A 10,930-nucleotide genomic window follows, 5' to 3' on the forward strand; every position below is an offset into this window, starting at 1 on the left:
GTGCTCAGTTTGGCCAGGGCCTCCTCGAACAGGGCGATCTCGGCGCCGTCGGCGAGCGGATTGGCGGGCCCGAAATGGATGAGCAGCAGCGCCGTCCGGGCGAGCCGGTCGGCGTCGTCGAGGGTGCGGGCGGTGTCGGCGGCGCGGAACGCGGTCTCCCGGTAGGCGTCGTCGCCCGCCCGGTACAGGGCCTTGGCGCGGGCCAGCCGCAGGTCGCACAGGTCGGTCAGGCTTCTGGACCGGCGGGCCCCGAGCTGGAGGGCGTTCAGCGCGCGCGCGTAGTGCGCGGCGGCCAGCTCGTAGGCGGACTGCTCCATCGCCCGGTCGCCCGCCCGTCGTGCGTAGCCGATGGCGCGTTCGGTCTCGCCGACGGCCGCCGCCTCCCCGAAGTGCACGGCCAGCTCGGCGAGCGGCTCCTCCGTGCCCTCGTGGTCTTCCAGGGCGAGGCCGACGTCGCGGTGCATCCAGCGGCGGCGGGTCGTCGGCATGTCCTCATAGACGCTGGACCGGATCAGGGTGTGGGCGAACCGGAACCGGTTCGCCCCGCCGATCACCGGTCCGACGAGCTGCGCGGTCTCGGCCGCTTCCAGCGCGGCGACGACCGAGGCCATCCCGCCGTCGACGACGGAGGCGAGCACGCCGACGTCGAACTGCTGGCCGATGACCGACGCGGCCCGCAGCACCTCCTGGACGTCGTCGTCGAGCCGTGCCAGCCGCTGCAGGACGACCTCGCGGACCCCTTCGGGGATGGTCAGTTCGAACCCGGCGCGCGCGCCCGGCGCCCACCGGCCCGACAGGGACGCCAGCCGACCGGTCTCGCGCAGGTGCAGCAGTACCTCCTCGACGCAGAAGGGGTGGCCGTCGGTCTCGGCGTGCAGATGCCGGGCGAAGGCCTTCTCGTCGTCGTCGACGGGCCGGTCGAGGGCGGCCGACACCAGGTCGGTGACGCTGTCGGCGTCCAGGCGGCCGAGGGCGAGCCGTCTGCCGCGGCCGGCCCGCCGCAGGTCGGGCAGCAGATGGGTGAGCTGGTGGTCGCGGCCGATGTCGGTGTCGCGGAACGCGCCGAGCACCAGCAGCCGCATCGGTTCCTTGGCGCGGGCGAGATGGCTGAGCAGCAGCAGCGTCTGGGAGTCGGCCCAGTGCAGGTCGTCCAGGACCAGCAGGACGGGCGCGAACTGCGAGATCGCCGCGAACAGGTCGACGACCGCCTCGAACAGCCGGTACCGCTCGGTCGCCGGTTCGACCTTCAGCGGTTCGGCGAGCTCGGGCACCCGGTCGCGCAGCGACGGCAGCAGCCGCACCAGCTCTCCCGACAGCGGCCCCATCACACTGCGCAGGACGTCGTCGGGGGTGGCGGCGGCGAACTCGCCGAGCGCCGTCACGAGCGGGTGGTAGGGCAGGCACATCGCCTCGTCGCACTGGCCGTGCAGGACGACCGCGCCGGTCTCGTGGACTTCGCCGGCGACCTCTCGGATCACCCGGGTCTTGCCGACGCCGGGCTCCCCCGACACCAGGACGGCCCGGACGGCGCCCTCCTCGCGCCGGTCGCCGCTGGTCGCCAGCCGCCATTCGCGCAGCAGCAGCGACCGCTCCTCCGACCGTCCGGTGAGCGGCAGCGCGCCCTGGGGGCGGAGCCCTGCGGGCAGGGCGACGGAGGTGTCGCCGGCGCTGTGCCGCCACGCCACCTCGACGGTCTCCAGCGGCTTGGCCAGGCCTTTCAGGGTGAGCCCGCCGATCGCGGAGTACAGGGAGCCGAGCCGGCCGCCGGTCAGCACACGCACCAGTTCGGCGGCGAGGATCTGGCCGCCGTCGGCGGCGTTGCAGAGCCGGGACGCCTCGATGACGGGCGTGCCGAAGCAGTCGCCGTCCTCCCAGACGACCTCGCCGACGCTGATCCCGATCCGCAGGACCAGCGCCGCGGGCAGGGCGCCCCGCAGGGTCTGGAGGTTGACGCCGCGCTGCACTCCGATGGCGGCCTCGACCGCTTCGGAGGCGCCGGAGAAAACGGCCATCATTCCGTCGCCCAGACCCTTGACGACAATGCCGCCGTGCTCTTTCACCTCGCTGGTGACAATTTTGTCGTGGGCCCGCCGCAGGGTGTTTCCCGCCTCCTCTCCGAGGGCGGAACGGGTGGCCGTGGAGCCGACCATGTCGGTGAAAACAATCGCCGCCAATGCGCGGCCCGAAGGGGGTGCGATTTCGACCATGACTCAACAGTTGCCTATTCTTCGGCGTACCCATAGGTATGGATGCATGTTGAGTGAGACGAGATTTCTGCCGCCTCGCGAAAGCGACTACGACGTGGTCGTGATCGGGGCCGGGATCGGCGGGCTCAGCGCCGCCGCCTGCCTCGCCCGGGCGGGCCGCACCGTGCTGCTGGTGGAGCGCACCGACGGTGTCGGCGGCTACGCCCACGCCTTCACCCGCGGCCCCTACACCTTCGACCCCGCGATGTCGGTGTTCCCGCAGGGACACGACCACGCGCTGCCCGTCGCGCTGCTCGATTGGCTCGGCACCGGTGACCTGTGCCGGTTCCAGCGGCTCGACTCCAACTACAAGGCCTTCTACGACGGCCTGACGATCGAGACCCCGTTCGGGCTCGAGGCGTTCACCGAGACGCACTGCGAGTTGTTCCCGCGGCAGGCGGCCGGGCTGCGGGAGTTCTTCGGTCTGTGCCGGACCCTGCACAAGCAGGCTCATGAGCTGCCGCCGCGGCTCGGCCTGAACGGCCTGGACCAGGCGGCCCGCGACTTCCCCGTCCTGTTCAAGTATCTGAAGGCGACGGCAGGGGAGGTGCTGGCGGAGTACATCGACGACCCGGTGGCCCGTTCGGTCGCCGGGGTCTCCTGGCCCTACCTGGGGCTGCCGCCGTCACAGCTCGACATGGTGACGTTCTCGACGGTCCTCAACGTCTATCTGGAGGGCTGCTTCTATCCCGACGGCGGCTTCCAGTCCCTCGCCGACGCCCTGGCGGTCGGGATGGAGAAGGCGGGCGGCCAGATCGTGTTGAAGCGGGAGGTCCGCCGCATCCTGGTCGAGGACGGCCGGGCGGCGGGCGTGGAGCTGGACGGCGGCGACGTCGTCCGCGCCGGGACGGTCGTGTCGAACGCCGACGCCACCGCGACCTTCACCCAGATGGTCGGCCCCGACCATCTCCCGGCCGGTTTCCTCAAGCGCCTGGGCCGGATGACCCCGTCCCTGTCCGCGGTGATCGTCTTCATCGCGACCTCGCTGGACCTGCGCGCGATGGGCGGCGTCCACGAGGTGTTCCGGCCGTTGCACCTCGACCACGACGCCACGCACGCCGACATCCTCGCGGGCCGTCCCGGCGGCATGTACGGCACGATCCCGACGCTGGCCTCGTCGCGTGTCGCGCCCGAGGGCGAGCATCTGCTGACGGTGCACTCCCTGGCGCCGTTCGATCTCGGCCGTCCGTGGAAGCCGGAGCTGCCCGCCTACACCGACCGGGTCGTCGCGGAGTTCGACCGGGTCTTTCCCGGTCTGGCCGACAACATCACGTATCTGGAGACGGCGAGCCCGACCGCGCTGGCCCGTCATTCGGGCAACCGGGACGGGGCGGCCTACGGCTGGGCCAACAGCCCGTCGCAGACGGGCGGGAAACGTTCGCCGCACGTCACGCCGTTGAAGGGTCTGCTGCTGTCGGGCCATTGGACGCAGCCGGGCACCGGTTCGCTGCGCGCCCTGGTCTCGGGGATGCACACCGCGCAGCTCGCGCTGGTCGGGTCGGGTCAGGCGCCGATCGAGTTCGACCACCCGGACTTCCCGCCCGCCCTGTAGCCGTAACGGAGGAACCCCGCACACCGGCGGTGTGCGGGGTTCTTCTCTTTCGGTGGGCGGTCTACTTCGGGATCTTTCCCAGGGCCTGGAGGATCCGCATGAGCCCGCTGCGCCGCATGAACCACAGCAGCCGGGGACGGTCGGGGACGGCGCCGAGCTGCGCCAGCATCTGCAGCAGGTCCTCGCGGATCCGCACTTCCTGGATCTTGCCGTCGCGTAGTTCGTACAGGGCCATCCCGGACTGCCGGATGGGTTTGCCGGTCGCCGGCACCGGTCCGAGCGGCCCCTGGTGCACGCCGGTCAGTTCGAACCGGACGGCCACCTTGTCGCCCTCGGCGATGACGTCGACCGCGTCGAACCGCATGTCGGGAAAGGCCGCGACCATCTCGCCGATCTTCTGTTCGAGGATGGGCAGCCCGATGACGGCCCCGCCCATCTCGGGATGGTCGAGGACCTGGTCGGGCCGGCACAGCTCCGGGATCAGCGTGTAGTCGCGGCGGTTCTGCACTTCTTCCATGAACCGCAGGACGACCTCGGTGTTGCGGGTCTCGACGCTCATGCCGTCGCCGCCTGGAGGGACGGCAGCAGCCCGAGGTCCTCCAGGAGCTTGCGGCGCTCCCACTCGTACCACTGCTCGACGATCAGGCCGCCGGAGATCCGGGTGAAGGCGAGGCCGCCGAGGTCGGTGGCGCGGCCGGTCGGGGGGACGCCGTGCCAGCGGCCGGTGTGCACGCCCGCCAGGGAGAACTCGGTGACGACGCGGTCGCCCTGCTCGATCTGGCCGAGCACCGACAGCCGCAGCCGCGGGAAGCCTTTGCGGTACTCGGCGATGTAGTCGTACAGGGCCTGGGCGCCGCGCAGATCACGGTCGCCGGGCGCGTGGCCGCGGTAGCCGGGGTGCAGGAGCTCGGCGCCGGTGTCGTAGCGGCCCTGGCCCCACAGTTCGGTGAAGCACCGCAGGGCGAGGGTCTTGCCCTGCGACATCCCCAGCTTTCCGGAGGTCTCGGTCATCCTCGCCTCACTCCGGCTTCGGGATGACGCCGAACTGCTGGAGCAGGCCCATGATGTCGAACTCGCCCCAGTCGGAGACGACCTGGCCGTCGATCACGCGGGTGATCGCGATGCCGGACAGGCTGATCTTCAGTCCGGTGGGGGGGAACCCGAGCCATGTGCCGAGGTGGGTGCCGCGGCCGGTGAACCTGGTCGCGACGCGGCCGCCCTCGGCGACCTGCGCGTGGATCTCCAGTTCCATGTCCGGGACGCCGACCCGCCACTCGCTGACCAGCTTCTTCACCCCTTCGGGGCCGCGGGTGAGGTTGCCGCCGGGGGCGTGCCCGACGAAGTCGGGGTGGAACAGCTCGTCGGCGACGGCGAGCTTCCCCTCCGTCCACAGTTCGCGGTAGAACCGCTGGACGGTGGCCTTGGCGTCCTCGGGGTCGCCGGCGCCGTCGGGCATGGCCTGCGAGGCGGCCCAGGCGGCGTCGTGTTCGGGTCGCGGGACCGCGCCTTCGGGCGTGGGGAAGATGCCGAGCTGCTGCATCATGCCGACGGCGTCCCAGCAGGTCCACACCTCGGCGATGCGGTCGCCTTCGATCCGGTTGACGGTGATGCCGGAGACCGCGCCGAACCTGCCCGTGATCGGCAGGTTCTTGAACTCCGCGGTGTGGGTGCCGGCCGCGATGTGCCGGGACGCCACGAACGCGCCTTCGCCGAGCTGTTCCTCGACGGTAACGTGCATGTCGGGGAAGCCCGCGAGCCAGCCCTGGATGGTGGTGCGGGCCTCTTCCTTGGACGCCTGTCCCGACCGGCCGAGGGAGGTGTTCTGCCAGAGCGCGTTCAGCTGGAAGTCCTCGGTGTAGACCTCGTCCATGTAGCCGAAGTCGCCCTTGTTCCAGACCCGCTCGAAGAAGCTGTTCACCAGCTCCTTGTTCGCCGCCTCATTACCCATTCGAATTCGCCTTCCCATCAGGGGGTCGAATAATACTCAGGGCCACTCTCCTCCAATTCCTCGGGGAATTGAAGAAAAGCGGCCCTGTTCAGTGAATGGGAATGCTCAGCCCTGATATCTGCCCATCGGGGTGAGCTGTTCGATGTCGTGACGTGCCCGCAGTTCCTCAATGGAGCCGCCGCCGCTCCGGAACATCTCGCCCATCTCGGCGAAGTAGTCCTCGTGTCCGGCGGGCGCCACGCAGAACAGCATCCGCGCGGGGACGGTGAGGGGGTTGCCGAAGGCGTGCGGGCAGCCCGCCGGGACGTACATGAAGCTGCCGGCGGTGCCGCGGGCGATCCGCCGGCCGTCGCGTGCGGTCCATTTGAACCAGTCGCCGCCGGTCCGTACCTCGGGTTCGAAGGCCAGCAGGTCCAGTTCGCCTTCCAGGATGTAGAAGAACTCCTCAGCGTGGCCGTGCAGGTGCGCGCCCACGTCGAAGCCGGGTGCGACAACGGTCTCGAAGGCCGATGCGAAGGCTCCATGCCTCGCACCGACCTTCAGGAGCGATCCGTTGCCGGCCTGTTCTCCCCCGCCCGGGGGGAGGACGAAGCCGTCGGTCACGGGTTTTCCTTTCGGTCAGGCGGCCGGGACGGATTCCTGGGCGGGCGCCGGGACGGCGGGCCCGCTCCTGCGGCCTTCGACGAGGAACACGATCCCGAGAGAGACGATGATCCAGGCCAGGAGGATCAGGGTCGGGACGACGGCGTCACCGGCCTTGAAGTAGCCGATGTCGTGCAGGGCGCTGACGGCCACCCCGGGCGGCAGGAAGTGGGAGAAGAACGCGAACCCGGTCGGGATGAAGTCGGTCGGGGTCGCGCCGCCGCTGCTCGCGGTGCCGAGGATCAGCGCCACGATCGTGCCGACGGCCACACCGGCGTCCTTGAGCACGGAGGTGACGGCCAGGGTGAAGGAGCCGACGGCCGCGCCGAGCAGGATGAGGATGCCGGTCTCGGCCGGGATCGAGCCGGGGAGCACACCGACCCAGACCCGGGCGATGAGCGCGGCGAGCAGGCCGATGACCACGGAGAACGCCAGCGTCTGAGCGACTTTGATCTTGACGGGCAGGTGGCGGGCCACGGCGAAGCTGCCCTGGCCGAACAGGAACGCGCCGAGCGTCACACCGAAGATCAGGTAGAAGACCGAGACGCCGTTGGGGTCGCCCTTGACGGCCGGCAGGACGTCGCGGACGGCGAGCTGCGGGTTGCCGGTGCCCGCGGCGACCCCGGTGAACACGCCCTTGATGGTGTTGGTGGCGACGGCGCCGTGGGCGCTGGACACCAGGAGGCTGTTCTGGCCGTTCTGGCTGATGAACGCGGCCTGGATGTCGCCGTCCTTGATCTGCTTCTCGGCGGCGGCGGGGTCGGTGACGGTCTTCAGGTCGAAGCCGTCGAGCGCGCCGGACGCCTCGAGCTGCGAGACCGGCACTCCGACGACGCCGACGGGGACGCCGTTGGGTTCGGGCCTGTGCAACGCCGGAATGAAGATCAGCAGAAAGACGACGCCGATCAGGATGCCGGTGATGACGGGCGTCAGGATGGCGACGGGTGCCGGGGGCCCTGCGGGCGCCCCTTGACGTGCGTCTGACATCGCGATGTCCTCCAGGAAAAGGGGATGGTCGGGAGATTACGTCTGGTTCTGCTTCATCTGTTCTGCTTCATTTCGGTGAACCGGCGTGGCGCGGCCCGCCCATGGCGCAGGGAACCCCAGCCTTTCGGAGGGGTCTGTCCGTTCGCTATCGATCCGCTATCGGAGCCCGAAGGCCTCTTTCACGAAGTCGGGGATTCCGGCGAGCATCCGGGCGCGCAGGTCGTCGGGGGCCTCGCGCAGCAGCCACGGCAGGAACACCGCGGGGTTCTGGGCGAGGTCGCCGCCCTGGTCGCGGACGGCGGCCAGGTAGGTCTCCCATTCGGCGGGGGTCAGGACCGCGTCGATGAGGGGCAGGCCGTCGCGTTCCTCGTGTTCGAGGTGGGCTTCCAGCGCGGCGGCCAGGTCGTCCAGCGCGGCGGGGGTGCCGGTGGCGGCTTCGGCGAGCAGCGGGTCGATCTGGGCGTGCTCGGCTTCCAGGGCGTCGAGCAGGGCGAGGTCGTCGGCGGCGGTGAGTTTGGCGCGGACGACGGGCCACAGCAGCCGGTCTTCGCTGACGTGGTGGAAGTGCAGTTCGAAGGCGAAGGTCTCCCAGAGTCCGGTGTCGAACTCCTTGCGCAGGGCGGCCAGGTCGCGGCGGAGCGCGAAGTGGAAGATCTCCATCGCGACGAAGTCGATGCCCGTACGGTCGGTGCTCATGACAGGACTCCCAGCTGGCTCAGCAGACTGATCATGTCGAACTCTCCCCATTCCAGGACGAAGTTTCCGTCGACGATACGGGTGATGGAGATCCCGGAAAGGACGATTTCCTTGCCTGTGGGGGGGATTCCGGCCCAGGAGCCGAGGTGGGTGCCGCGGCCGGCGAACCGGGTGGCGCAGCGGGAGCCTTCGGCGACCTGGTCTTCGATCTCCAGGACGACGTCGGGGACGACGGTCCGCCAGTCGGCGACGAAGTCCTTGACGGCCTGCGGTCCGCGGCTCAGCCGGCCGCCGGGGGCGTGGCCGAGGAAGTCGGGCACGAACAGCTCGTCGACCACGTCGAAGTGGCCGCGGTTCCAGACCTCGGAGTAGAACCGCCGGACGGTCTCCTTGCTCTGCTGGGCGGTGGCGGTGTCGGGGAGGGTCTCCGAACGCTGCCGGAAGATCGCGGCGGCGTCCTCGTCGGGGCCGTCGTCGGGTGGTCCGGGGACGACGCCGAGTTGCTGCATCAGTCCGATGAAGTCCCAGCATGACCAGGTCTGGCCAACGGTGCCGCCGGTGGTGTCGGCGATGGTGATCCCGGTGATCGTTCCGGTCTTGCCGGTGCCGGGAACTCCGCGGAACGTCCCGGTGTGGACGCCGGTGACCGAGTGCCGGGTGACGACGAGGCCGCCCTCGGCGAACTGGTCTTCGACGACCACCAGCGGGTCGGTGAAACCGGGCAGTTTCTCTCCGGCGCTGACCCGGACGTATTCGACTGCGAGCTCCAGATTCGAGGGCATGACCGCTCCTATCCGTGGGCCTTGACGAAAGGTAGCACCAGGTCCAGGACGGGCCCGGCCTGCTCGACGTGGAGTCCGTGCCCCGCGTCCTCGATCATCCGGTGGGTGGCGTCGGGGAGCAGGGTCAGGGCCCGTTCGACGTCCTGCTCGCGCATCAGGGAGGTCGCCACCTTCGGGTCGCCTTGGAGGAGCAGTGCCGGGCAGCCGACCCGGGGCAGGAGTTCTTCGGGCCGGTAGCCGGCGAACAGTCGGCCGTCGCGGAAGTGGACCATGACGTCGGGGTCCATCTGGTTGAGGGATTTGGCGAGGGACCGCAGCGCCAGCGGCAGGTCGGCGAGGTAGGAGACGGCGGCGTCGGCGGGGATCCCCTCGGGGAAGATCGCCGACTCGGCGATGACGACGCCGCTGACGTCGGAGGGGCAGGCTGCGGCCAGTGCCATGGCCACCCAGCCGCCGAGGGAGTGCCCGTAGATGACGACCGGTTTGGGCATCCGGCGCAGCAGGGCGAGCGCGTCGGCGATGTAGTCGGCGATCCGGTAGTGGTCGGGGGTGCGGCCGGACAGGCCGTGGCCGCGGAAGTCGAGCGCGTAGATGTGGGCTTCGCCGCGCAGCCCGACCAGCAGCGGCCCGAACACCTGCCAGCGTGCGCCGAGCCCGTGCAGGAGCAGCAGGTGGGGTCCCTCGCCGGGGACCTCGGCGTAGTTGAGGGTGACCGAGCCGCAGTCGAGGGCGTGCTCGACGGTCCGGCCGCTGCGCGGCGCCCTCATGAGGGGGCCTCGGCGGTCCATTCGAAGACCAGGCCCGCGTACTTCCATTTGCTGGTCTCGATGGCCAGCGCCATCACGGTGTCGCCGGGGGTGAGGGCGCCGGTGACGGCGGCGTGGTCGAGGGCGAGGGGGACGGCTGCCGATCCGGTCGCGCCGACCAGCGACAGGTTCTCGAAGATCTTCGGCTGGATAGCGGTCCATTCGGGGGTGAGCAGTCCGGCTTCCTGGAGTTCTTCGGTGAGGTAGCCGGCGTTGCCTTCGGGCAGGGCGCACAGGTCGATCTGGGACGCTTCCAGCCCGGCAGCCTGGAGGGTCTCCTTCAGCGCTTCGGCGATCACGTGGGGGGTGAACCGGCCGGATTCGATGACGTCGACCTTCAGGTCGAGGAGCCGTTTGGCCTCGGCGGCCCGGTGCAGCGGCAGATGGGTGCCGCCGGCGCCGAAGATCTGCATTCCGGGGGCTTTCTGGCCGCCGACGCAGGCCAGGGCGCCGCCGAGCACTCCCCCGGAGCCGGCTTCCCCGGCGCGCAGGACGAGCGCGCCCGCGCCGTCGCCGAAGTTGTAGGGGTTCATCCGGTCCCGCATCCGGATCTTGCGCGGTTCGATCCCCCGGAAGATCGGCACGAGCAGCGGGGAGATGACCTCGCTGCCGACGACCACGGCGGTCTTCTTCAGTCCGCGTTCCAGGTAGAGGCGGGCGAGGTCCATCGCCTCGACGAACCCGGCGCACCCGGATCTGACCTCGATGACGGTGCAGGCCCGCAGCCCCAGTTTCTCCTGCAGGAAGGTCGCCATCGGGGGGAGCAGGTATTCGGGGCTGGCGGTCGAGGTGACGATCAGATCGACTTCGCCGGGTTCGACTCCGGCGCGCTCCAGCGCCTGGACGACGGCCTTGTGGGCGAGCCCGGAGTTGGTGTCGGAGTGCTCGCCGTCGGCCGGGTCGATGATCCAGTGCCGGAGCCCGACCTGGAGTCCTTGGAGGATGTCCTCGGGCAGCGGCCCGACGAGCCGTTCGACGTCGGCGTTGCTGATGGGGTCGCCCGGCAGGTGGGCGCCGGTCGACAGGACGTCCACCCGCCGCAGTGTGTCGGTGCTCATGCTCATCGCTCTTTCCCGAGGTCGCCGAGGAGGACGGCGAAGTGCGTGCCGCCGAGGGAGGAACTGAGGACCAGGGCGGGGCCGCTGGTGTGGCCGTGCCGCAGGCTGAGCGCGGCGAGCACCGCGTTGAGCGCGCCGCCGGCTCCCATCGGCTCGCCGAGCCGTTTCTTGGGGGCGCGGGCCTGGGCGCGGGCGCCGTCGCCGAAGATCCGC

12 protein-coding genes are annotated in these 10,930 nt (G+C 70.4%); 1 reads left to right on the forward strand and 11 read right to left on the reverse strand.

Annotated features, from left to right (window positions below; translation table 11 throughout):
• A partial coding sequence (locus ACYVE7_RS19825; protein WP_460366445.1) for an ATP-binding protein occupies positions 1 to 2,207 on the reverse strand: 2,207 nt, incomplete at its 3' end.
• A 46-nt stretch (positions 2,208 to 2,253) separates the two neighbouring features.
• Between ACYVE7_RS19825 and ACYVE7_RS19830 the strand changes: the two genes are divergently transcribed.
• The gene (locus tag ACYVE7_RS19830; RefSeq protein WP_460366446.1) at positions 2,254 to 3,798 is read left to right on the forward strand and encodes a phytoene desaturase family protein; all 1,545 of its coding nucleotides are present in this window, start codon (positions 2,254 to 2,256) and stop codon (positions 3,796 to 3,798) included.
• A 61-nt stretch (positions 3,799 to 3,859) separates the two neighbouring features.
• On the opposite strand, the gene ACYVE7_RS19835 is transcribed toward ACYVE7_RS19830, so the two are convergent.
• The 10 genes from ACYVE7_RS19835 to ACYVE7_RS19880 all read right to left on the reverse strand — a co-directional run.
• Entirely contained in the window at positions 3,860 to 4,357 is a 498-nt protein-coding gene (locus ACYVE7_RS19835; protein ID WP_460366447.1) for an ester cyclase, read from the reverse strand.
• Positions 4,354 to 4,809: an ester cyclase gene (locus ACYVE7_RS19840; RefSeq protein ID WP_460366448.1), complete on the reverse strand. Its 456-nt coding sequence runs from the start codon at positions 4,807 to 4,809 to the stop codon at positions 4,354 to 4,356. Before ACYVE7_RS19840 ends, ACYVE7_RS19835 begins: the two co-directional genes overlap by 4 nt.
• A 7-nt stretch (positions 4,810 to 4,816) precedes the next feature.
• Positions 4,817 to 5,746 (reverse strand): ester cyclase, encoded by a 930-nt coding sequence (locus ACYVE7_RS19845; RefSeq protein WP_460366449.1) that lies wholly within the window; start codon positions 5,744 to 5,746, stop codon positions 4,817 to 4,819.
• Between the two features lie 105 nt (positions 5,747 to 5,851).
• The gene (locus tag ACYVE7_RS19850) at positions 5,852 to 6,349 is read right to left on the reverse strand and encodes a cupin domain-containing protein (protein WP_460366450.1); all 498 of its coding nucleotides are present in this window, start codon (positions 6,347 to 6,349) and stop codon (positions 5,852 to 5,854) included.
• A 15-nt stretch (positions 6,350 to 6,364) separates the two neighbouring features.
• Positions 6,365 to 7,375: an ABC-2 transporter permease gene (locus ACYVE7_RS19855; RefSeq protein ID WP_460366451.1), complete on the reverse strand. Its 1,011-nt coding sequence runs from the start codon at positions 7,373 to 7,375 to the stop codon at positions 6,365 to 6,367.
• 156 nt (positions 7,376 to 7,531) lie between these two features.
• Positions 7,532 to 8,071, reverse strand: a complete 540-nt coding sequence (locus ACYVE7_RS19860; RefSeq protein ID WP_460366452.1) for a hemerythrin domain-containing protein — start codon at positions 8,069 to 8,071, stop codon at positions 7,532 to 7,534.
• Positions 8,068 to 8,853 carry a nuclear transport factor 2 family protein gene (locus ACYVE7_RS19865; RefSeq protein WP_460366453.1) on the reverse strand — a complete coding sequence of 262 codons (786 nt, stop codon included), beginning with the start codon at positions 8,851 to 8,853 and terminating at the stop codon, positions 8,068 to 8,070. Before ACYVE7_RS19865 ends, ACYVE7_RS19860 begins: the two co-directional genes overlap by 4 nt.
• A gap of 8 nt (positions 8,854 to 8,861) precedes the next feature.
• Positions 8,862 to 9,620: an alpha/beta fold hydrolase gene (locus ACYVE7_RS19870; RefSeq protein ID WP_460366454.1), complete on the reverse strand. Its 759-nt coding sequence runs from the start codon at positions 9,618 to 9,620 to the stop codon at positions 8,862 to 8,864.
• The gene (locus ACYVE7_RS19875; protein ID WP_460366455.1) at positions 9,617 to 10,717 is read right to left on the reverse strand and encodes a 3-oxoacyl-ACP synthase III family protein; all 1,101 of its coding nucleotides are present in this window, start codon (positions 10,715 to 10,717) and stop codon (positions 9,617 to 9,619) included. Before ACYVE7_RS19875 ends, ACYVE7_RS19870 begins: the two co-directional genes overlap by 4 nt.
• Positions 10,718 to 10,719: 2 nt before the next feature.
• The coding region (locus ACYVE7_RS19880; protein ID WP_460366456.1) for a hypothetical protein at positions 10,720 to 10,930 on the reverse strand (211 nt) is incomplete at its 5' end.

Source organism: Actinocorallia lasiicapitis (assembly GCF_054778695.1).

Bases quoted from the DNA above. Each gene is read 5' to 3' on its own strand.
- ACYVE7_RS19830 (WP_460366446.1), top strand. From the start codon at position 2,254: ATGTTGAGTGAGACGAGATTTCTGCCGCCTCGCGAAAGCGACTACGAC.
- ACYVE7_RS19835 (WP_460366447.1), bottom strand. From the start codon at position 4,357: ATGAGCGTCGAGACCCGCAACACCGAGGTCGTCCTGCGGTTCATGGAA.
- ACYVE7_RS19840 (WP_460366448.1), bottom strand. From the start codon at position 4,809: ATGACCGAGACCTCCGGAAAGCTGGGGATGTCGCAGGGCAAGACCCTC.
- ACYVE7_RS19845 (WP_460366449.1), bottom strand. From the start codon at position 5,746: ATGGGTAATGAGGCGGCGAACAAGGAGCTGGTGAACAGCTTCTTCGAG.
- ACYVE7_RS19855 (WP_460366451.1), bottom strand. From the start codon at position 7,375: ATGTCAGACGCACGTCAAGGGGCGCCCGCAGGGCCCCCGGCACCCGTC.
- ACYVE7_RS19860 (WP_460366452.1), bottom strand. From the start codon at position 8,071: ATGAGCACCGACCGTACGGGCATCGACTTCGTCGCGATGGAGATCTTC.
- ACYVE7_RS19865 (WP_460366453.1), bottom strand. From the start codon at position 8,853: ATGCCCTCGAATCTGGAGCTCGCAGTCGAATACGTCCGGGTCAGCGCC.
- ACYVE7_RS19870 (WP_460366454.1), bottom strand. From the start codon at position 9,620: ATGAGGGCGCCGCGCAGCGGCCGGACCGTCGAGCACGCCCTCGACTGC.
- ACYVE7_RS19875 (WP_460366455.1), bottom strand. From the start codon at position 10,717: ATGAGCACCGACACACTGCGGCGGGTGGACGTCCTGTCGACCGGCGCC.